General features: G+C 65.0%; 20 protein-coding genes. 11 read left to right on the top strand and 9 right to left on the bottom strand.

Translation table 11 applies throughout. The annotated features are described in order from the left end of the window. Positions 1 to 2: 2 nt before the first annotated feature. Positions 3 to 1,790 (bottom strand): HAMP domain-containing sensor histidine kinase, encoded by a 1,788-nt coding sequence (locus tag L8G49_RS00590; protein ID WP_242181759.1) that lies wholly within the window; start codon positions 1,788 to 1,790, stop codon positions 3 to 5. A 224-nt stretch (positions 1,791 to 2,014) separates the two neighbouring features. Between L8G49_RS00590 and L8G49_RS00595 the strand changes: the two genes are divergently transcribed. Beyond that, entirely contained in the window at positions 2,015 to 2,482 is a 468-nt protein-coding gene (locus L8G49_RS00595; protein WP_242137039.1) for an Lrp/AsnC family transcriptional regulator, read from the top strand. A gap of 62 nt (positions 2,483 to 2,544) precedes the next feature. Here L8G49_RS00595 and L8G49_RS00600 read toward each other — a convergent pair whose 3' ends face one another. After that, positions 2,545 to 3,825: a hypothetical protein gene (locus tag L8G49_RS00600; RefSeq protein ID WP_242137040.1), complete on the bottom strand. Its 1,281-nt coding sequence runs from the start codon at positions 3,823 to 3,825 to the stop codon at positions 2,545 to 2,547. 198 nt (positions 3,826 to 4,023) lie between these two features. Between L8G49_RS00600 and yaaA the strand changes: the two genes are divergently transcribed. The 4 genes from yaaA (at position 4,024) to L8G49_RS00620 (ending at position 8,696) form a co-directional block, all read left to right on the top strand. Continuing rightward, entirely contained in the window at positions 4,024 to 4,776 is a 753-nt protein-coding gene (yaaA, locus tag L8G49_RS00605; protein ID WP_242181760.1) for a peroxide stress protein YaaA, read from the top strand. A gap of 10 nt (positions 4,777 to 4,786) precedes the next feature. Continuing rightward, positions 4,787 to 5,482, top strand: a complete 696-nt coding sequence (locus L8G49_RS00610) for an SDR family NAD(P)-dependent oxidoreductase (protein WP_242181762.1) — start codon at positions 4,787 to 4,789, stop codon at positions 5,480 to 5,482. Between the two features lie 89 nt (positions 5,483 to 5,571). Continuing rightward, positions 5,572 to 8,343 carry a DNA gyrase subunit A gene (gyrA, locus tag L8G49_RS00615; protein ID WP_242181764.1) on the top strand — a complete coding sequence of 924 codons (2,772 nt, stop codon included), beginning with the start codon at positions 5,572 to 5,574 and terminating at the stop codon, positions 8,341 to 8,343. Next, a complete protein-coding gene (locus L8G49_RS00620) occupies positions 8,340 to 8,696 on the top strand; it encodes a DUF952 domain-containing protein (RefSeq protein WP_242181765.1) in 357 nt (118 codons plus the stop codon). The genes gyrA and L8G49_RS00620 overlap by 4 nt, the downstream gene beginning before the upstream one ends. A gap of 134 nt (positions 8,697 to 8,830) precedes the next feature. Here the strand turns inward: L8G49_RS00620 and L8G49_RS00625 are convergent, their stop codons facing one another. From L8G49_RS00625 to L8G49_RS00635, 3 genes are all read right to left on the bottom strand, one after another. Then, positions 8,831 to 9,109, bottom strand: coding sequence for a hypothetical protein (locus L8G49_RS00625; RefSeq protein WP_242181766.1), 279 nt, complete (start codon positions 9,107 to 9,109; stop codon positions 8,831 to 8,833). Between the two features lie 165 nt (positions 9,110 to 9,274). Further along, positions 9,275 to 9,706 carry a DUF488 domain-containing protein gene (locus L8G49_RS00630; protein ID WP_242181767.1) on the bottom strand — a complete coding sequence of 144 codons (432 nt, stop codon included), beginning with the start codon at positions 9,704 to 9,706 and terminating at the stop codon, positions 9,275 to 9,277. A gap of 64 nt (positions 9,707 to 9,770) precedes the next feature. Continuing rightward, positions 9,771 to 10,442 carry a DUF4142 domain-containing protein gene (locus tag L8G49_RS00635; protein WP_242181768.1) on the bottom strand — a complete coding sequence of 224 codons (672 nt, stop codon included), beginning with the start codon at positions 10,440 to 10,442 and terminating at the stop codon, positions 9,771 to 9,773. Here L8G49_RS00635 and trmFO point away from each other — a divergent pair. Then, positions 10,441 to 11,772 carry a methylenetetrahydrofolate--tRNA-(uracil(54)-C(5))-methyltransferase (FADH(2)-oxidizing) TrmFO gene (trmFO, locus tag L8G49_RS00640; RefSeq protein WP_242181769.1) on the top strand — a complete coding sequence of 444 codons (1,332 nt, stop codon included), beginning with the start codon at positions 10,441 to 10,443 and terminating at the stop codon, positions 11,770 to 11,772. The two genes, L8G49_RS00635 and trmFO, sit on opposite strands and share 2 nt — an antisense overlap. A gap of 39 nt (positions 11,773 to 11,811) precedes the next feature. Here the strand turns inward: trmFO and L8G49_RS00645 are convergent, their stop codons facing one another. Next, positions 11,812 to 12,288 carry an EF-hand domain-containing protein gene (locus tag L8G49_RS00645; RefSeq protein ID WP_242181771.1) on the bottom strand — a complete coding sequence of 159 codons (477 nt, stop codon included), beginning with the start codon at positions 12,286 to 12,288 and terminating at the stop codon, positions 11,812 to 11,814. Between the two features lie 61 nt (positions 12,289 to 12,349). Further along, entirely contained in the window at positions 12,350 to 13,021 is a 672-nt protein-coding gene (locus L8G49_RS00650; protein ID WP_242181773.1) for a squalene/phytoene synthase family protein, read from the bottom strand. 123 nt (positions 13,022 to 13,144) lie between these two features. Between L8G49_RS00650 and L8G49_RS00655 the strand changes: the two genes are divergently transcribed. From L8G49_RS00655 to L8G49_RS00665, 3 genes are read left to right on the top strand one after another with little or no spacing between them, the layout of a single operon-like run. Further along, complete coding sequence (locus tag L8G49_RS00655; protein WP_242181775.1) at positions 13,145 to 15,226, top strand: TadE/TadG family type IV pilus assembly protein; 2,082 nt, start codon at positions 13,145 to 13,147, stop codon at positions 15,224 to 15,226. Beyond that, entirely contained in the window at positions 15,223 to 15,837 is a 615-nt protein-coding gene (locus L8G49_RS00660) for a TadE/TadG family type IV pilus assembly protein (RefSeq protein ID WP_242181777.1), read from the top strand. The genes L8G49_RS00655 and L8G49_RS00660 overlap by 4 nt, the downstream gene beginning before the upstream one ends. Then, positions 15,834 to 16,544 (top strand): hypothetical protein, encoded by a 711-nt coding sequence (locus tag L8G49_RS00665; protein ID WP_242181778.1) that lies wholly within the window; start codon positions 15,834 to 15,836, stop codon positions 16,542 to 16,544. The genes L8G49_RS00660 and L8G49_RS00665 overlap by 4 nt, the downstream gene beginning before the upstream one ends. 24 nt (positions 16,545 to 16,568) lie before the next feature. On the opposite strand, the gene L8G49_RS00670 is transcribed toward L8G49_RS00665, so the two are convergent. Together L8G49_RS00670 and pdhA are read right to left on the bottom strand one after the other, a co-directional pair. Next, a complete protein-coding gene (locus tag L8G49_RS00670; RefSeq protein ID WP_242137053.1) occupies positions 16,569 to 17,990 on the bottom strand; it encodes a pyruvate dehydrogenase complex E1 component subunit beta in 1,422 nt (473 codons plus the stop codon). Further along, the gene (gene pdhA, locus L8G49_RS00675; RefSeq protein WP_242181780.1) at positions 17,990 to 19,033 is read right to left on the bottom strand and encodes a pyruvate dehydrogenase (acetyl-transferring) E1 component subunit alpha; all 1,044 of its coding nucleotides are present in this window, start codon (positions 19,031 to 19,033) and stop codon (positions 17,990 to 17,992) included. The genes L8G49_RS00670 and pdhA overlap by 1 nt, the downstream gene beginning before the upstream one ends. Before the next feature lie 171 nt (positions 19,034 to 19,204). Here pdhA and L8G49_RS00680 point away from each other — a divergent pair, with 171 nt between their 5' ends. Both L8G49_RS00680 and cysK read left to right on the top strand, forming a co-directional pair. After that, a complete protein-coding gene (locus tag L8G49_RS00680; RefSeq protein WP_242181782.1) occupies positions 19,205 to 20,485 on the top strand; it encodes an MFS transporter in 1,281 nt (426 codons plus the stop codon). Continuing rightward, positions 20,482 to 21,402 (top strand): cysteine synthase A, encoded by a 921-nt coding sequence (gene cysK / locus L8G49_RS00685; RefSeq protein WP_242137056.1) that lies wholly within the window; start codon positions 20,482 to 20,484, stop codon positions 21,400 to 21,402. Before L8G49_RS00680 ends, cysK begins: the two co-directional genes overlap by 4 nt. Positions 21,403 to 21,472: the final 70 nt, after the last annotated feature.

Here is a 21,472-nt window from a genome sequence, read left to right on the forward strand (position 1 = left end):
GATCAGTTGTGGGAACCCTGCTCCATCCCGTCGGAAATCGCGACCGGCAGGTGCAAAGTCAAGGTTTCGCCGCCGATGACCAGCCCCCCGCCCAGTTCGATCGCCAGGTTGCGCGTCAGCCTGAGCGCGAAACCCGTACCAAGCAGCGGCCCCCCGCCCTCGGCATCCGCAACATCGGGTGCGATAGTCAACAGGGCCTCCCCGACATAATCCGCCAGTGCACGCGGGCGGTCGAACACCATGGCAAGCCGGTCGGGAGATGGCTGCGCGACCGTGATCCCGATCCGCTCGCCCGTTTTCGCGACCGCGACGAGCGTTGCGAGCAACCGACCGATCAAGCGCTCGACCGCGCGTTCGTCGCCGCGAATGCATACCTTCGGATCCGGCCCAGAAACTTCGAGCGTCGTACCGCGCAGCGCCGCCAGCGGTGCCAGGTCGGTCGCGACCCTGTCCAGCAACGGCGCAACGGGGACGATGTCGGCGCGGAGCTGCAATGCGTCGGTTTCGATCCGGGCAGCGGTATCGATATCCTCGATCGCGCCGAGCAACCCGGCCGTCTGCGTCCGGATCGTGGCCGCCTGCGCACGATAGATATCGGGGACCGGGCCGAGCATCTCGGTCTCGATCATCTCCGCAAAGCCGGCGATCGCGTTCGTCGGCGTCCGAAGTTCGTGCACCAGCTGGCGCAGCGCGTCCGCTGCCGCGCTGCGGGTCGTCGCCTGCGGTTCGACGGTCTGTTCGGTCCGAGGACGACGCGCGCTCCCGCGATAGCCGATAAAATGGCCCGTGTTATAGTCGAAGGCGGGAACCGCGCTGATCCGCCACGCGCCCGCGGCATTGGAATGTCCTGCAATCACGAGGCGCAGATCGGTGAACCCTCGCCGCTCCCGGAAGGCGTGGGCCACCGCAGCGTCCACCCCCGACCCGTCGAGCGCGGCATCGGCATTCGACCGAACGTCCGGAACAAGAGGGCTTGCGAGCGACAGGCCGATCACCGCGTTGCGCGAGACTCCCTCCACCCATCGGATCAACCCCGCCGAATCGGTTTCGAAGTGGAAACGGCCGATCGCGGAGTCGGGCGCGTCGGCAGCCCCTGGGACATCGGCGGCGGGACCGGAACCGACGGGCGGTGCCTTCGCGCGGTTGCGGTTGTACGCATTGATCCGCTTGACCATCTCTGCAATTTCGAACGGGCCGTCCGCGGCGGACGGTGTATCTTGCACCGTAGACTCGGTGGAGCGCGACGCTGCGTCCCCGGTCGGCGTGACGGCAGGTCCGGCAGCCATGGCCACGATGAGCGGGCCGAGATCGGTTTCAACCGGTCCTTGGCCGGCGGCATCCGCGTCCCCGGTCGCGGTCCAGGCCCAGACATACTCCGCCGTCGCTACCGCTTCCACCCCACCCGGCGAAGCGAGGACGAAGTCGACACTGCCAAAGCCTGCCAGCATCGCCATCACGTCCGGCGACAGGTCACGCCGATGCCGCAGGATCGAACGCGCGGTTGGAGACAGGAGCGGGAGAAGTTCGGCCCAGTCCCCCGCTGCGAGCTGCGCGCTCCGCAGGACCGGCGCAGCGACGGCAATCTCGTCCTCGGCGAACAGCACGACCAGCGCGAGCGGCGGTGCAGCGGCGGCGATCGCGCGGGCGGAGGCCGATCGCACCGGCGGCGCTACCTTGGACCGAATCGTCCGCAAGCGCCCGATGACGTCGTCGGTCGCGGCGACCCGGCCGCGTCCGATAAGATCGACCAGTTGCCGCCAGGCCAGCTGCGCGCCGAACGGAGAGGACATGTCCGCGGACAGGACGGTTTCAAGGCTGTCGTCGAAACGCAAATCGTTACCCTCGGGAATCCGGCACTGTCCGATGCCGTGGATTTCCTACTCGCCGCGATGGATCTGTGAAACCGAAGAATTTACAGCGTAGCAATGTGGGACAATTGCGTTCAACGGCAATTATATTATACAGCGCCCCAATGGCGCGACGCCAAACGCGCTTTTCCCAGGAGCTACACGTAATGTCCTTTGATTCCATCGACCGGCGCATTCTGGAATTGCTCCAGGACGACGGCCGAATGACCAATGTCGATCTGGCCGAGCGCGTGGGGCTGACCGCGCCACCCTGCCTGCGGCGCGTCCGAGCGCTCGAGGAAGCCGGCGCCATTCTCGGCTATCATGCCGAAATCGACCCGGCAACACTGGGCTATCCGATCACCGTCTTCGCAATGGTCAGCCTGCGCAGTCAGGCGGAGCAGGATCTCGCCGCCTTCGAGCAGCATGTCGCGACCATTCCCGAGGTCCGGGAATGCCACATGCTGAACGGCGAGATCGACTTCATCCTGAAGATCGTAGCGAGCGATCTCAAGGGTTTCCAAGAGATTCTCATGACGCAGCTGACGCCCGCGCCGAATGTCGCCAGCGTCAAGACGTCGCTCACGATCCGCACGGCCAAGTCTCTTCCAGGGATCCCGATCCGCAGCCTCTGACCTACAACGAAAAAGGGCGACCCGAACGGGCCGCCCTTTTTTTTGCCTTCAACAGAGACCCCTCAGGCCGCCGGCGGTGCCGCGACATAGGTCATCCACAGGCGAGCGATCGACTTGTTCGGCTCGCTTGCAACCTTGGTGAGTGCTGCCTTTGCGCCTTCGCGGTCACCGGCCAGTGCCAGCGCCATGCCGAGATGCAGGCTGTTGCGGTCCGCATCCGTCGCGCCCTTGGTCTCCGCCAGGCGGTACATTTCAACCGCCTTGGTGTAGTTGCGCGATCCGAAATACGCATCGCCGGCCTGACCCGCGATGTCACCCTTGGCCGCTGCCTGGGCGTTCTTTTCCTTGGTTGCAGGCGGGGTGCTGCCGGCGATGCCGGTCTTGGCGGACGCCATCAGCTCCTTGCCGAGCACGTTCGTGGCCGGGACGACGTTCGATGCGGCTCCCTCGTCGAGAACGACCTTGGCTTCGTTGGGAAGGCCGACCTTGATCGCCGCGTCCGCATATTGCAGATATTCGGTCTGACCGGCCTGGCTCTTGGTCGCCCACATCAGGCGGAACAGGTCGACGCGGTTCTTGCTGTACTTCGCGGCGTTCGGGCCCTGGAAGCCGAACGTGTAGATCGCCGCGCGCCAGTTCTGCTTGGTGCCGTAATGCGACAGCCAGCCCGCCGTCCATGCGTCGCCAGCCTCGTTCTTGCCGGCCTTGTACAGACGCGTGAACGCATATTTGTACCATGCCTCGGGCGGGACCCGACCAGCGGCTTCCTCTGCCTTGACGGCCATGTCGAGCGCGGCAACGCCGCCATCGACGTCGCCGGCTTCGACCTTGGAACGCGCCATGTTCAGCAGCAGGTCGGAGTCGGTGTAGCCGAGATCCTTCGCCTTCTGATACCCGGCGGCGGCCTGTGCATACTGCTTCTGTGTGAAGTACAGCCCGGCCCGCTCGTTGGTGCGGATCGCGACTTCGTTCTTGGGGGTCGCGGGGTTGGCGATCAGTGCGTCGAGCATCGGCGCGAGCGCGGCGGCGCGCTGCGCATCGGTCTGGCCGGTGCTCTGCGCATTGACGAGCGAGAGGCGCAGGCTGCTCGCGATATACTTCTCATAGTCCGTCTTTGCGGCGGCATCCATCGCAGTGATGCTGGCTTCTGCCTTCGCGAGATCCTTCGGCGAGGCGTCGAGCGCTGCCTTGGCGCTGACGAAATTGTCGCGCACTTCCTTGGAGATCGTTGGCGCGGCGGGGGCCTCGTCCTTCTTCTTGGCGAACGCGGGTGCCACCAGGGCTGCACTGTTGATCGAGACGACAAGCGCCCCGGCCAGTGCGATCTTCGAAACCATCTTCATTGCCGAACTCTCCTCATGCCTCGAACGGGCGACCTTGCGGGGGAAATGCCTGAGCCGCTCTAGCGCCACCGGTAACACCGTCAAGCGACGCCGGTTGCCACTCACGGGCTGAACAACGTTTGAACTCCGCAAGGTTCCCGTCCGCCCGCATGGCGACAGGCTTTGACGATCGATCGGTCCCCGGCTACCCGCGCAGGGATGATCGCCCTGCTCTCCCCCGCGAAGACCCTGGATTACGACAGCGCGCTGCCGCCGATCGATCCAACCCGACCGTTGTTCGAGACCGAGGCGACGACATTGGCCAAGGCCGCGGCGCATCTGTCGCAGAAACGCCTGTCCGAGCTGATGAGCATCTCGCCCAAGCTCGCCAAGCTCAACGCGGACCGGTTTGCCCATTTCGCCGAATCGCCGGAGCGGCCGGCTCTGTTCGCCTTTGCCGGCGACGTCTACACCGGCCTGGAAGCCGCCACCCTCGATGCCCCGGCGCTCGACTTCGCGCAGGATCATGTTCGGATGCTGTCCGGGCTTTATGGGTTGCTGCGCCCCTTCGACGCGATGCGGCCGTATCGCCTGGAGATGGGCACGCGCTGGGCACCGCGCAGGGCTTCGCTCTATGACTGGTGGGGAGACCGGATCGCAGCGGCTGTGCGCGATGCGGTGCGCGATGAGGGATCGGGCGTCGTGCTCAATCTGGCGAGCCAGGAATATTTTCACGCCGTCGCCGGCAAGCTCGACGGCGTCCGCGTGATCGACGTGGACTTTCGCGAACCCGGTCCCGACGGCCCGCGCTTCGTCAGTTTCCACGCCAAAAAGGCGCGCGGAATGGTGGCGCGCTGGATGTGTGAGCACCGCATCGGCGACATCGAATCCATGAAAGGATTCGATAGCGACGGGTATCGGTTCGATCCCCACGAAAGCACCGACGATCGTTGGCGCTTCACCCGCAGCTAAGGAGCACGCCATGACCACTGCCGTCATCATCGGAGCCTCTGGCGGAATCGGCGCCGCGCTAGAAGCCGCGTTGCTCGAGGAAGGCGCGTTCGAAAAGGTCCATGGCTTCGCCCGCTCCTACGATGACGACCGCCATATCGACCTTCTCGACGAATCGACCATCGCTGCGGCAGCGGTGCAGGTGGCGAAGGGCCCGGCTCCCACGCTAGTGATCGTCGCGACCGGCCTGCTCCACGATGGCGAGCGCGGCCCCGAAAAGGCGCTGCGCGAGCTCGACCCCGACTGGCTCGCCCGCCAGTTCGCAATCAACGCGATCGGCCCCGCGATCGTCGCGAAGCACTTCCTCCCGCTGATGCCCAAGACCGGGCGCTGCGTGTTCGCAGCGCTGTCGGCACGCGTCGGAAGCATCTCGGACAACAAGCTCGGCGGCTGGTACGGCTATCGCGCAGCCAAGGCCGCGCTAAACCAATTGATCCGCACGCTCGCGGTCGAGGAAAAGCGCCGCAACGATCGCGCGATCGTCGTGGGGCTGCACCCGGGCACGGTCGACACCGCATTGTCGAAGCCGTTCCAGGGCAATGTCCAGCCCGGCCGACTGTTCGATACGGAGCGCGCGGCGTTGCAGTTGCTCGACGTGATCGAGGAATTGAAGGCCCCCGACACCGGCAAGCTGTTCGATTTCGAGGGTAAGGAAGTTCCCTTCTGATCGTTTCGGATGGTGTGCGGGGGTGGCGTTCGCACGCGCGACCGGCTAGGGTTGTCACGACCCCGTAACACAGCCGAAGGCGCCACAAATTGACCGACGAGACCGTACTCGCCGACCCTTCCGATATTGCCCCGATCTCGATCGTCGACGAGATGAAGTCGAGCTACCTCGACTATGCGATGAGCGTGATCGTCGCGCGCGCATTGCCCGACGTTCGTGATGGCCTGAAGCCCGTCCACCGCCGCATTCTCTGGTCCGCGTCGGAAAGCGGGTTCGTCTACAATCGGCCGTATCGCAAGTGCGCACGCATCGTCGGTGACGCGATGGGTAAATACCACCCGCACGGCGACAGCTCGATCTATGACGCCCTTGCGCGCATGACCCAGGACTGGTCGATGCGCGTGCCGTTGATGGACGGTCAGGGCAACTTCGGCTCGATGGATCCCGATCCGCCCGCGGCGATGCGCTATACCGAGGCGCGTCTCGCCAAGGTCGCGAATTCGCTGCTCGAGGATATCGACAAGGACACGGTCGATTTCGTCCCCAACTATGACGGGTCGGAGCGCGAACCTGCGGTGCTCCCGGCACGCTTCCCGAATTTGCTCGTCAACGGCGCGGGCGGCATCGCGGTCGGCATGGCGACCAACATCCCGCCGCACAATCTCGGCGAAGTCGTCGACGCGACGCTCGCGCTGATCGACGCCGCGACCGGCGCACGCGATGAAGTGACCACCGACGAACTGATCGAGATCGTCCCCGGCCCCGATTTCCCAACCGGTGCGATCATTCTCGGCCGCGCGGGTGCGCGCTCGGCTTATGAGACGGGGCGTGGCTCGGTGATCGTGCGCTCGCGCTACATCGTCGAGGAAGGCCGCGGTGACCGTCGCTCGATCGTCCTGACCGCAATCCCGTTCCAGACCGGCAAGAACGGCCTGGTCGAGAAGATCGCCGACGCCGCCAAGGAAAAGCGGATCGAAGGCGTCAGCGACATTCGCGACGAATCGAACCGCGAAGGCGTCCGCATCGTCATCGATCTCAAGCGCGATGCGACCCCGGACGTCGTGCTCAACCAATTGTGGCGCCACACGCCGGCGCAATCGAGCTTCCCCGCCAACATGCTCGCGATTCGCGGCGGACGCCCCGAGCTGCTCAACCTGCGCGACATCCTGACGTCGTTCATCACCTTCCGCGAGGAAGTGATCACGCGGCGCTCGAAGTTCGAGCTCGCCAAGGCACGCGAGCGCGCGCATCTGTTGCTCGGCCTCGTCATCGCGGTCACCAACCTCGACGAAGTCGTCAAGATCATCCGCGGATCGTCCAGCCCCGCTGCCGCGCGCGAGGCGTTGCTCAGCCGTGACTGGCCGGTCGCCGAGATCGCGCCCTACATCAAGCTGGTCGAGGCGGTCGAAGCCGAGGTCACCGGCGACACCTATCGCCTGTCCGAAGCGCAGGTCCGCGCGATCCTCGATCTCCGCCTCCACCGCCTCACCGCGCTGGGCCGCGACGAGATCGGCAACGAGTTGCAGGGCCTCGCCGATTCGATTTCCGAGTTGCTCGAGATCCTCGGCAACCGCGCCAAGCTGTACGCGGTCATGCGCGAGGAACTCGTCGCGGTCCGCGCCGAATTCGCGACGCCGCGCAAGACCGAAATCGCCGCTGCCGCCGATGGCATCGACGACGAGGATCTGATCGAGCGCGAGGACATGGTCGTCACCGTGACGATGCAGGGTTACATCAAGCGCACCACGCTCGACACGTTCCGTGCGCAAGCCCGCGGCGGCAAGGGCCGCGCCGGCATGGCGACCAAGGACGAGGACGCGATCACGAACCTGTTCGTGACGAGCACCCACACCCCGGTCCTGTTCTTCTCGACGCTCGGCAAGGTCTACCGGATGAAGGTCTGGAAGCTGCCCGAGGGTGGTGCCGCTACGCGCGGCCGTCCGATGATCAACCTGCTCCCGCTCGCCGAGGGCGAGACGATCTCGACCGTCCTCGCTCTGCCGGAGGACGAGGCCGAATGGGCCAAGCTCCACGTGATGTTCGCGACCGCGGGCGGCAGCGTGCGGCGCAACTCGATGGATGCGTTCACCAACGTGCCCACCGCAGGCAAGATCGCGATGAAGTTCGAAGGCATCGACGCCGACGACCGGCTGATCGGCGTTGCTCTCCTCAGCGGGGATGACGACGTGCTGCTCGCGACGCGCGCGGGCAAGGCGATCCGCTTCGCCGCTGACGAAGTGCGCGAGTTCCAGAGCCGCAACTCGACCGGCGTGCGCGGCATGCTGCTCAAGGGCGACGACAAGGTCATCTCGTTGTCGATCCTCCACCGCGTCGGCGCTTCCCCCGAGGAGCGCGAGGATTACCTCCGCTTCGCGCCGTGGAAGGGCGAACGCGATGGCGAGCCGACGATGGACACCGGCCGCTATCAGGAACTGATGGAGCGCGAGCAGTTCGTCCTGACGGTCTGCGCCAACGGGTACGGCAAGCTGTCCTCGGCCTATGACTATCGCCGCACCGGTCGCGGTGGCCAAGGCATCACCAACATCGACAATATCCCGCGCAACGGTCCGGTCGTCGCGAGCTTCGCCGCGACCAAGGGTCACCAGCTGATGCTCGTCACCGATCAGGCGAAGGTGATCCGCACCACGCTCGGCTCGATGCGCGTGATCGGGCGGAACTCGGCGGGCGTGCGCCTGTTCGATGTCGGCAAGAACGAGCATGTCGTCTCGGCGGCACGGATCGAGGAAGCCGAAGGCGATGCCGAGGCGGACGTCCGCGACCTGACCAAGGTCGAGCTCGCGCCCGACGACGGCGCGAACACGAGCGACGACAGCGCGGCTGGCCCGGAGGATGGCGAATGAGCGACCTGCCTCTCACTGCGTACAAAGTGCTGACCGCCGAGCAGATGGCGACGCTCGAGACGGAGGGGTCGTTCGCGGGGGCGCCGGTCGACTTGGCTGACGGGTACATCCACCTGTCGACCGCTGCGCAACTGACCGAGACCGTCGACAAGCATTTCGCGGGGCAGACCGACCTACATGTCGCGGCGGTCGATCTGGGGTCGTTCGGCGCGGGACTGAAATGGGAGGAATCGCGCGGCGGACAGCTGTTTCCGCACCTCTACGGTGGTCCGCTGCTACTCGAGACGGTGATTGCGTACGGCGCGCTCGAACGCGATGCGGATGGCACGGTAAGGCTGCCCGTCGCGGGCTGATGCCATGTCCCGGCTATCGTCTCGGCCCCGCGGGGGCCTCGCGGACCGATGATTCCGGTGATGTAAGATGTGTTCCATGGCCCGGCGCGACCACCGGCGCATAGATTCCCGCCTGGATGCGGTTACGCTCCCGATCAGGACTGCAGATGGCCCGGCACGTAGCGATAGACCGTTCGAGATGCCTGGTTGAGTTCGATCGGCGCATCGTCGCCATCCGCGCTTAAAGTCGACACTGCATATTTATCGATCGACCGGCGCACATGGACGCCCGCGAATTTCCATGTCTGTGGATAGCCTGACACCGACTGCAAACCATGGGTGGCCGCGGTAAAGTCTTCCCAGTCATCCCAGCTCAATTCGAACTGACGCGGCAGCAACTTTCGGTCTCGGGCAATTTTTAACGCGGCGGACATGCGCGAGTACGGCATCGATTTCCTCGAAGGGATACTGGGTCTGGGAGGATATGGTCTAGCCAGCACCGCAACGCGATATCTGGTCTATTTGCGGTAAGACTACCCCGGACATCGCGCCCGCTCAAGACCCCACCGACGATGCGATACGAAATGACGATGACTGGATCAGCAGTACAAATCCACCACCTCGGCCCCGACCGCTTCCGCTTCCAGCAACAAGGTGCGATGGCAATGCCGCGGGTCGCGCTCGTAACACAACAAGGCGCTCGGGCGTTCCGCGGCCAGCTCGAGCATCCGCGCGGCTTGTGCCTGCGCCTCGGGCAACTCGAGCTGGCCTGCATAGACTGCCTCGAGAGTCGCGAGATCCGCCTTCTTGGCCGCGTCGCGCCCAGCCTTCGGCGTTCCGAGCGCCTTCAGGTGGACATACGCAATTCCCGCCGCGGAAAGCGATGCCGCCAATGATGTCTTCGAAAAACCAGGACGCCGCGACAGGGGCAGCGCCCGGACATCGATGACCTGTTCCACGCCTGCAGCGGTCAACGTGGACAGGAACGCGGCCATCGTCGTGGCTTCATAGCCGATCGTGAAAATCTTCATGCGATCACATATAGGGGCGGCGGCGGAAAAGTCCGCCACCGCACCCTCCTCGGGGCAGTCGCGCTTACATGGACGCGAGCATGTCCACGTGATGCTGCACGACCGGAACGATCTTGCCAGCGACCGCCTTCAGCGGTGCAGCCGTTCCCATCGTCGACTCGTCGCGGTGCAGGGCCAACGCCTCCTGATGCGCCGCCTTCTGCTGCTGGATGTACAGCGAGTCGCGTGCGGTGCCCGATGCAGCGCGCAACGCGGCGAGGTCCTGGCTTTGCTTGGCCGTGAGCTTTGGCGCGGCTGGATGCAGCCCCGCCTTCATTGCAGCGGCCTTCACCTCTGCGGTGCTCTTGGTATGGTCAGTCACCATCATCCGGGCAAAGCCTTTCAGCTTTGGGTTGGTGGTCGACGTCTCGACGAGCGTGCTCGACTGGCGCTCGAACAGGTCGCCTGCCCCGGCTTTCGTGAGATAAGTCGTCGACGTCATCGCGGGGGCCGCGAGTGCCAGCGACGGCGCCGTGCCCAGAGCAAGGGCTGCAACAAGAAAAGCGGTTCGCATCTTCATCTCCCTGTGGATCGGGCGACCACGCGCCCTGCAACTGGAACGCTTCCGTCTGTTAATCGCCTCGCCGTCGCGGAGTCTTATCTGCTTGATCGATATCAGCGTCGGCACGTATCTTTTGACGCAATCCGGCCGTCGCGCGGTTGACCGGGTCGCGACGATGCCCAAAGGACGGCGCATGACACATGACATGCACATCATCGGCGGCGGCCTCGCCGGATCGGAAGCCGCATGGCAATTGGCCGAGGCCGGGTTCAAGGTCCGTCTTTCCGAAATGCGCGGGGCTCCGGCGGACAAGGGGGGCGAGATGACTCCAGCCCACCAGACCGATGGTCTGGCCGAACTCGTCTGCTCGAACAGCTTCCGTTCGGATGACGCCGACAGTAACGCGGTCGGGCTGATCCATCAGGAAATGCGAACCCTCGGATCTTTGATCCTGCGCGAGGCGGACATTCACAAGGTCCCCGCCGGTTCGGCGCTCGCGGTCGATCGCGATCGTTTTTCCGCAGGCGTCACGGCTGCGCTGGAGGCGCACCCCAACATTGCGGTCGTCCGCGAGCGCATCGACACGCTGCCTGACACGCCGGTGATCGTCGCGACCGGTCCGTTGACTGCCGCAAGCCTCGCCTCCAGCATCGGTGGGGCCACCGGGGCGGACGCGCTCGCCTTCTTCGACGCGATCGCGCCGATTGTCCATTTCGACAGCATCGACATGGAGACCGCCTGGTTCCAGTCGCGCTGGAACAAGGGGGAAGGCAAGGACTACATCAACTGCGCGCTCGACAAGGAGCAATATCTCGCTTTCCATACCGGCCTGATCGAAGGCGAAAAGACCGAGTTCAAGGAATGGGAGCAGAACACGCCCTATTTCGAAGGCTGCATGCCGATCGAGGTCGCGGCGTCGCGGGGCGTGGACACGCTGCGCTACGGACCGATGAAGCCGGTCGGGCTCGATGACCCCCGCACCGGGCGCTGGCCCTATGCCGTCGTCCAGTTGCGCCAGGACAATGCCAGCGGAACGCTGTGGAACATCGTCGGCTTCCAGACCAAACTCAAACATTCCGAGCAGATCCGTCTGTTCCGCACGATTCCCGGCCTGGAGAATGCCGAATTCGCACGGCTCGGCGGGTTGCATCGCAACACGTTCATCCGTTCGCCCGAACTGCTCGATCCGACCCTGCGGCTCAAGGCACGTCCCAACGTGCGCTTCGCGGGACAAATCACCGGTTGCGAAGGCTATGTCGAGAGCGCCGCCGTCGGATTGATGGCAGGGCGTTTCGCGGTCGCGGAACTGGGCGGCCGAGCTATGACCCCGCCCCCGGTAACGACCGCGCTCGGCGCACTATTGCACCACATCACCGGTGCAGCGGTTGCCGACACGTATCAGCCGATGAACGTCAACTTCGGGCTGTTCCCGCCGATCCCCGGACGGACCAAGAAGGCCGACCGCAAGAAGATGTACACGGATCGCGCCCGGGACGCGCTTGGCGCATGGCTGGCGGTGGCGTGATCCGCGTGCGCCGGGTCCGCCTTCCGGTGGGATCGGGCGTCAGCTTTCTTCGCCTGTCGAGGCCGCCGCGGGCGGCGGGCAATCCCGGCGGATGCGCGGGGGTTTGCGCTTCGGCGCGGTGGTAGCGAATTCGGCGGCGGTCATGCCGCCGGATTTGTCCTTGTCCGCTTCGGTGAATTTGGCTTCGGTTTTCACCGCCCACTCGTCGAACGACAAGGTCCCGTCGTGATTGGCGTCCAGCTTGGCGAAGGCCTTGCGCCGAGGGGCGAGATATTCCTCCCGGCCGATCGTGCCGTTACGATCCTTGTCATACCGTTCGAACCGTTTCGCCTCGCGGGACTGGTCGCTCGCCGCCGGTGCCTGATCCGGCAGCCCGTCGGCAACCGCACCCTGCTGCGTGGTCGCCATCGGTGCTGCTGGTAACGCCGCAACGGATCGCGCGTTACGGTTGAAGAGCAGGACACCCGCCGCCACCAGGGCGAGTGTCGCCAGACACCCCACGATATACCGCCACATATCCCATATCCCCCCAAGACCCCGGGTGACGGAATATCCGGTTTGGCCGCCCTGGGGAAGCCTATCGCCCGGTCAGGCGATGCCAGGCAAGCCGTGCGATCCGCGACGGCGACGTGCTGGAAGCGGCATTCCCGGACGGCGTCGCGACGTCCATTCTGGCGCTGAGCGCGAGCGCGCCCAGCGGTCTCGCAGGTCGGCTCCAACGCACGCGCATCGCATCGTCCAGCGCGGCGCGCGCCAGCGCTGCCGGCAACGCTGCGGTCGCCGCGTCGCGCGAATGGCGTGCGAGATCCGCCAGCGCCCAGCCCGCGCCGGCCTGGTCTAGCGGATCGCTTGTCCGTGCCCCCAGGAGCTTCCCCGCAAGGTCGAACAGGCGCGTGCCGCGCTGACGGGCATAGGCGTCCAGCAAGGCATGATCCAGTCGATCGGGTTCCAGCAGGACCTCCCAGCCATCCACCATCTCCGCCAGCGCCGCGCCCGCGACGCCGCGCGGCACGACCTCGGCGGCCAGCGCCTGCAGGATCGGCTGGGCCGGCGGCGGTGTAACGTCGAGCGCGGACAGCGCGTCATACCACCAGGTCAGCCGCATCTGCCCCACCATCGGCTCGCGCGTCGTCCGCAGGATCTGGCCGAGCGTATCGTCCAGCCCGAGCAGCGCCACCAGGGCGGGCCTTACGTCCGGCGTAGCATAGGAGAGGGCAAGCGTGCGCTCCGGCCGGTCCGGATCGCTCACGCCGCGCCAGCCCGGCACGGATGGTTAGCGCCGCTTAACCATGCTCCCTCACCCGCGATTAGCCGATCTTGCGCCATAGCATGGCGGGAGATCGATGTGACGTTAGTAAGGAACGGAAGAGGCATGACCGGGCAAGCACCCAGAAATGCGGCGGCGCAGCGCGGCTTGCTGGCGTCGCTCGCCCGGGACGTGCGCGGCAATACGCTGGCCATGATGGCGATTTTCCTCATCCCGCTGACGGGGCTGGTCGGATCTGCGGTCGACATGAGCCGCCTCTATGTCGTCAAGGCCCGGTTGCAGCAAGCCTGCGATGCCGGCGCCCTGGCGGGTCGCAAGTTCATGATCGACAGCAACAGCACGACGCTCGACGCCAATGCCAACACCCAGGCGCAGGCGTTTTTCGGCAACAATTTCAAGAAGGATACCACTTCGCCGGTCGCGCCGGGATATATGGGCACGACGGCGGTAACCTTCACGCCGGCAAAGACCGCGGATAATCAGGTTTCGGGTTCAGCCAGCGCCACCGTGCCCATGACCGTCTCCCAGATTCTCGGAACCAAGTCGGTGGTCATCAGCGTCACGTGCGAAGCCCGCTACGACGTGGCCGACACGGATGTGATGTTCGTGCTGGACACGACCGGATCGATGGCATGCCTGCCCAGCGACACCGACTCCGCCTGCACGTCCTACGTCAGTGCCAACGCCACGACGGCCTATACGCGCCCTGCCGACTCCGCTTTGGGCGCAAGCAACGGCACGACCGGGAGCGCCAACGACAGCGTTGCCGGATATCCTGGATCGACGGGCTATGCGGTTCCCGAACGATCCGGATCCCGGATCGCGGCGGTCCGGTCCGCCGTCGTCAGCTTCTACACCACGATTGCGTCCAACGCCGATCCCTCGACGCACGTCCGCTACGGCTTTGTCACCTACACGTCCACGGTCAACGCCGGCGCGGCGATCATGGACGTGAACCCGTCCTTCATGATCGGGGGCGCGGGGACGTCCGGCGCGAAGACCTGGACGTACAATTCGCGCTACATCGATCCGAACAAGACCAGCCAATATCAGGTCTCTCAATCCTCGGTGTACGACTCGACGTCCCAGTCGAACTGTTCGGGTTCGGTTCGTACGCCCGCCGCCGTGGCCGGTCAGCCCTACACGTTCGACACCTCCAGCCGCGCTACCGTGGTCGGCAAAGCCTGGAACAGTGCCCAGTCCGGTTCGAACAAGTGCCTCGTCACGACCACCACGTACGGCCCCTTGTGGACCTATGGTCCGACACCTCTGGACGTCAGTTCCTACCTGACGAACACGTCGATCATCGATCCCTCGAAGCTGGATGGAACCACCAACAGCTGGGCCGGCTGCATCGAGGAACGCGACACGACGTCGGGCGTCACCTCGTTCAACACCAACGCCCTGCCCGGCGATCTCGACCCGGATCTGGTCCCGACGTCGGACGCGACCCGCTGGCGACCGATGTGGTCCGAAGTCGTGTACGCAAGGAATTACAACGGCGGAAGCCCGTCCCCGTTCTTCAGCACCAGCAGCGTGATGGACAGTTCCAACAACGGCGGGGACACGGACAAGACCGCATTCTACAACACTGTGAACGGCTTCTCGTATTTCTATTATGGTAGCGGTTCCCTGCTGAAGGGCGGCCTCATCAGCTGCGGCAAGCCGGTCCGCCGGGTGTCGACAATGACCCAGCAGGACGTCACCAATTATGTGAATGCGACGGATTTCCGTCCCGTGGGCGGCACCTATCATGATACGGGCATGATCTGGGGCGTGCGCCTGCTGTCCCCTACCGGCGTCTTCAGCGGCGATACGGCCGCCTGGCCCGGTCGCCAGTCCCCCAATCGCGTCATCGTCTTCCTGACCGACGGCGACATGGCACCCTCAACCTCGATCTACGGCATGTATGGCATCGAAGGGTTGGACAAGCGCGTCACGAATGGCGACTTCGCCAACCAGAAAAACTATCACAACCAGCGTTTCCTCGCCGAATGTGCGAAGGCGAAGGCGTTGAATATCGACGTCTGGACCGTCAGCATCACGACGGACACCACGCCGACCGCAGAGATGACGTCCTGCGCGAAGGTCCCTGGCCAGGCGCTGGTGACCGCAAGCGGTTCCGGATTGCAGACCGCCTTCCAGAACATCGCAAAGCAGGTCGCCATGCTTCGGATCTCGAAATGATGCGCCGCCCGATCGCATCGGACGTGCGCGGCGCGGCGCTGGTCGAATTCGCCTTCGTGGCGCCCGTGATGTTGCTGCTGATGATGGGTCTGTGCGACCTGATCTATCAGGTCTATGCCAAATCCGTCCTCAACGGCGCGGTCCAGAAAGCCGGGCGCGACGCGACCATTCAGGGCGGCGCGCAGCAGACGAATGCGCTGGATGCGCGCGTCCTTACCGGTATGAGCGGGCTGTTCAGCCTGCCGACGAATTCCTGTTCGACCATTCCGGTCGCGGGCAGCTGGTGCTCCTCGCGCAAGAGCTATGCGACCTTTTCCACCATCGGGGCCGAACCGTTCACCGACAGCAACAACGACGGGATCCGTCAGGTCGGCGAATGCTACTCGGACATCAACGGTAACAAACAATGGGACGCAGATGCCGGGATCGCGGGCCAGGGCGGCGCGAACGACGTGACGCTGTACACGATGAGCGTCACCTACCCGCGCATCTTCCCCATCGCGGGTCTGATCGGCTGGCCGACCACCGTGACGATCACCACCACCACGCTGCTCAAGAATCAGCCTTACGCGACCCAGGCAGCCTCGTCGCCAGCGACGATCTGCACATGACCCGCCATGCCAACACCCTTGCACGGTTGCGCGCAGACCGCGGCGGCGTGGCGATGCTGGAGTTTGCCCTGTCCCTGCCAATTGTCCTGGCTCTCGGGCTGTACGGGATCGAGACGGCGAATCTGGCGCTGCTGAATCTCAAGATCAGCCAGATCACCCTGGCGCTGGCCGACAACGCCTCGCGCGTCGGAACGACCAATACGCTATCGCAGCAGCAGTTGCGCGAAGTCGACATGAACGACGTCTTGCAAGCCGCACGGCTGCAGGGCGCCGGCATCAATCTCATGACCAATGGCAGGATCACCATATCCAGCCTTGAGAACGTGCAGCAAAGTTATGACACTGCGCCGGTTCAGCGCATCCATTGGCAGCGGTGCGCCGGATTGAAGAGCGGCACGGCCTACGATTCAAGCTACGGGGCCACCAGTTCCAACGATGGCAGCGATGGAACGCAGGCAAATGACGGCATATTGGCGCCCAATGGCATGGGCGACGCCAACGCGATGGTCAGCGCCCCCAGCGGATCCGGCGTGATGTTCGTCGAGGTCAATTATCTGTATACGCCGCTGGTGGGCTACGGCATTTTCACGCCGTCGCGCATCCATTACGTCGCGTCGTTCATCGTGCGCGATCGCCGCGTCTTCACACAGATCTACAATCCGTCGCCGACCGCGACGGCGTCGACCTGCAACCGCTACACCGCGTGACGCCCCGAAGGGCGTACCGGGGCCTCAACCCCGGTACGTTACCTTCTTGACCGCAGCGACGATCTTCTCGCTCGTCACCAGCATCAGCTTCTCGAGGTTCGCCGCATAGGGCATCGGCACGTCCTCGTTGGTGACGCGCAGCACCGGCGCATCGAGGTCGTCGAAGCCCTGCTCCATGCAGACCGCCTGAATTTCCGAAGCGATCGAGCAGGTCGCCCAATTCTCTTCGGCGATGACCAGACGATTGGTCTTCTTGAGGCTCGCCAGCACCGTCTCGGTATCGAGCGGACGCAGCGTGCGCAGATCGATCACCTCGGCGTCGATCCCCTCTTCCGCGAGCTTCTCGGCTGCTTCGAGCGAAAGGCCGACGCCGATCGAATAGCTGACGATCGTCACGTCCTTGCCCTCGCGCATGATCCGCGCCTTGCCGATCGGCAGGACGTAGTCATCGAGCTTGGGGACTTCGAACGTGCGACCGTAGAGCAGCTCGTTTTCGAGGAACACGACCGGATCCTCGGTGCGGATCGCGGCCTTGAGCAGGCCCTTGGCGTCCGCCGCATCATAGGGCGCGATCACGATCAGGCCCGGGACGCTCGCGTACCAGGCTGCGAAGTTGTGCGAATGCTGCGCACCGACGCGCGAGGCCGCGCCGTTCGGACCACGGAACACGATCGGGCAGCGCATCTGGCCGCCCGACATGTAGTTGGTCTTGGCGGCCGAGTTGATGATGTGGTCGATCGCCTGCAACGCGAAGTTGAAGGTCATGAACTCGACGATCGGGCGAAGCCCGCCCATCGCCGCGCCCGCACCGACACCGGCAAAGCCATATTCGGTGATCGGCGTATCGATCACGCGCTTGTCGCCGAACTCGGCGAGCAAGCCTTGCGTGACCTTGTACGCGCCTTGGTACTGTGCAACTTCCTCGCCGATGACGAAGACGCGCTCGTCGGCGCGCATTTCCTCGGCCATCGCGTCGCGAAGTGCTTCGCGCAGCGTGATCTTGACCATCTCGGTCCCCTCGGGGATCGCGGGGTCGCTGACCTTGGCCTTCTGCTCGGCAGCGGCGTGGAGCTGCTGCGTACCGCTCTCGGCGGCCATCGGCACGTTGCTTTCGGGCGCTGGCGGTGCCTTGTCGGCGGGCTGCGCTTCCTTGGGCTGCGCGTTGGCGGAGTCGCCCGCACGCTCGCCCGACGACGGCTCTTCGCCCTCGGCGTCGAGCGTCGCGATGACGGTACCGACCTTCACGTTGTCGGTGCCTTCGGCGACGAGGATCTTGCCGATCGTGCCTTCGTCGACCGCTTCGAATTCCATCGTCGCCTTGTCGGTCTCGATCTCGGCCATGATGTCGCCCGACTTGACGACGTCGCCTTCCTTGACCAGCCACTTGGCGAGCGTGCCTTCCTCCATGGTGGGGGAAAGCGCGGGCATCTTGATCTCAATCGGCATCAGTATTTTTCCACCAGAACGTCGGTATAGAGCTCGGCCGCATCGGGCTCGGGCGTCTGTTCAGCGAAATCGGCAGCTTCGTTGACGATCTTGCGGATCTCCTGCTCGACGACCTTGAGATCGCTCTCGGTGACGCCCTGTTCCTCGAGCAGCTTCTTGACGAACTCGATCGGGTCGGACTTGTCGCGGACCGCCTGGACTTCCTCGCGGCTGCGATATTTCGCAGGGTCGGACATCGAGTGGCCGCGGTAACGATAGGTCTTCATCTCGAGGATGATCGGCCCCTTGCCCGCACGAACCCAGGCGAGTGCCTCTTCGGCGGCACCTCGGCACGCGAGCACGTCCATGCCATCGACCTGGATGCCCGGGATGCGGAAGCTCTCTCCGCGGCGATAGAGCTGGTCCTCGGCCGATGCGCGGTTGACGCTCGTGCCCATCGCGTACTGGTTGTTTTCGATGACGTAGATGACCGGTAGCTTCCAGAGCTCGGCCATGTTGAAGCTCTCGTAGACCTGGCCCTGGTTGGCCGCACCATCGCCGAAGTAGGCGAGGCAAACGCCGCCGTCGCCCTTATACTTGTGGCTGAAGCCGAGCCCGGTGCCGAGCGACACCTGCGCGCCGACGATGCCGTGCCCGCCGTAGAACTTATGTTCGACGGAGAACATGTGCATCGAGCCGCCCTTGCCCTTGGAGATGCCGGCGGCACGCCCCGTAAGCTCGGCCATCACGTCCTGCGGCGGGATGCCGCAGAGCAGCATGTGGCCGTGGTCGCGATAGCCGGTGATCACGCTGTCGACCGGGGTCAGCGCGGACTGCAGGCCGACCGCGACCGCTTCCTGGCCGATGTAGAGATGGCAGAAGCCGCCGATCAGGCCCAGCCCGTACAACTGGCCCGCCTTTTCCTCGAAGCGGCGGATCAGCAACATCTGCTTGTAGAATTCGATCAGCTCGTCCTTCGAAGCCGCGTACGGCGTCGGTTCATCGGGACGTTCGCGGTTGGGAACCGGCGGTTCAGCTTTACGAAGGGCGGGGGCTTTGGCCACGGACGATCAACCTCGTATCCTGGGGAATGTCGCGAGCCTATAGGCGCGTTGTTGCGCCCATATCAATGTCCCGCGTCAAATCCCTAGCGTCACCGGGACGAACAGAGTTTCGACGGGCCAAGCAAGACGGTGATTGCAGCGCGCGCGCGGCTCGGCCTAAGGCATGAGGCGATGGCAGACGCACCGCATCCCTTCCGCATCCCCAACTTCCGCGCTTATTGGGCGTCGCGACTTTCGGGGACGGTCGCGATCACCGCGATGGCGCTGATCGTCGGCTGGCAGGTTTACGGCCTGGCGCGCGCGACCATGGGGATTCGCGAGGCGGCGTTCCTGCTCGGGATGATTGGCGCGGCACAGTTCGTGCCTTTGTTCCTGCTGACCCCGGTGGTCGGGCTGGTCGCCGACTCGGTCGACCGGCGCTGGATCGTGCGGGTGACGACGCTGGTGATGCTGCTCACCGCCGGCACGCTCGGCGTGCTGACCGCGACGCACACGCTCACCCTCCCCGCTTTGTTCACCGCGGCGGTCGTGTTCGGGATCGTCCGCGCCTTCTCCGGCCCGGCCTATTCCGCGCTCGCCCCCAACCTCGTGCCCCGCGAGAGCCTGCCGACCGCGATCGCGGTCAGTTCGATCGCGTGGCAGGTCGGGTCGATCGCGGGGCCGAGCCTCGGCGGGCTGCTGTTCGCGGTACATCCGGACTTTGCCTATGGCGTCATTGTCGGCCTGTTGACCGTGGCGCTGGTCGCGATGTTCCTGATCGGCCCCGTTCCCCAGCCGCCCTCACAACCCGACCAGCATCCCTTCACCCGGATCGCACAGGGCTTCGCCTATGTTCGCCACAACCGGCTGGTGCTCGCGACGATCACGCTCGACCTGTTCGCGGTGCTGCTCGCGGGGTCGACCGCTTTGCTCCCGGTGTTCGCGCGCGACATCCTCCACGTCGGTCCACAGGGGCTCGGCATCCTCGCCGCCAGCATGGGCGCCGGCGCGACCGTCACCGCGCTGTTCTTCTCGGTTCGCCCGATGAAGACCAACGTCGGGGTCAAGATGCTGATCGCGGTGATGGTGTTCGGCGCGGCGATCCTCGTCTTCGGCCTATCGCGCAACCTGTGGCTCAGCGCCGCCGCGCTCGCGGTGGCGGGCTGTGGCGACATGGTCTCGGTCTACGTCCGTCAATCGCTGATCCAGCTCCACACCCCCGACGCGATGCGCGGGCGTGTCAGCGCGGTCTCGCAGCTGACGATTTCCGCCTCGAACGAGCTCGGTGAAGCCGAGAGCGGGCTGCTCGCGTCGCTGCTCGGCCCGGTCGGCGCGGTAATGTTCGGCGGGATCGGCGCGATCGTCGTCACGATCCTGTGGGTCCGCCTGTTCCCCGAGCTCAGGCTTGCCAAGACCTTCGATCAGCCCGACATAGCCCTAACAAAGACCCCAGAAGGAGTTGCGCAATCATGAAGGCGAACACCATCCTGGATACGATCGGCAATACGCCGCACGTCCGTATCCAGAAGCTCTTCCCCGGCGCCGAAGTCTGGATCAAGTCGGAACGCTCCAACCCCGGCGGGTCGATCAAGGACCGCATCGCGCTCGCGATGATCGAGGCGGCGGAGCGCGACGGGCACCTGCAGCCCGGTGGGACGATCATCGAGCCGACCAGCGGCAACACCGGCGTCGGCCTCGCGATGGTCGCGGCGGTCAAGGGCTACAAGCTCGTCCTCGTCATGCCCGAAAGCATGTCGCTCGAACGCCGCCGCTTGATGCTCGCTTACGGTGCGACCTTCGACCTGACCCCGCGGGAAAAGGGCATGAAGGGCGCGATCGAGCGCGCGCTCGAGCTGGTCGAGCAGACGCCCAATTCGTGGATGCCGCAGCAGTTCGAGAACGCCGCCAACATCGACGTCCACGTCCGCACCACCGCGATGGAGATCCTCAACGATTTCCGCGATTCGCCGATCGACGTGATCATCACCGGGGTCGGCACCGGCGGGCACATCACCGGCGTCGCCGAAGCGCTCAAGAAGGAATGGCCCAACCTCAAGGTCTATGCGGTCGAGCCCGAAGCCTCGCCGGTGATCTCGGGCGGCGCGCCCGGCCCGCATCCGATCCAAGGGATCGGCGCGGGGTTCGTGCCTGCCAACCTCCACACCCAGTCGATCGACGGCGCGATCAAGGTCGATGCCGCCGTCGCCAAGGACATGGCGCGGCGTTCGGCTGCCGAGGAAGGCATGCTCGTCGGGATCAGCTCGGGCGCGACGCTCGCCGCGATCCTGCAGAAATTGCCCGACCTGCCCGACGATGTCCGCGTGCTCGGGTTCAACTACGACACCGGCGAACGCTATCTGTCGGTGCCGGACTTCCTGCCCGAGAGCTGAGCCAGATCGAGACGCACGCCGTTCGCAAAGGGCGGCGTGCATTTCGCATGTGCGTAAAAATGCGCTAAGG

The organism is Sphingomonas sp. CARO-RG-8B-R24-01 (assembly GCF_022662295.1).
Taxonomy (GTDB): Bacteria; Pseudomonadota; Alphaproteobacteria; order Sphingomonadales; family Sphingomonadaceae; genus Sphingomonas.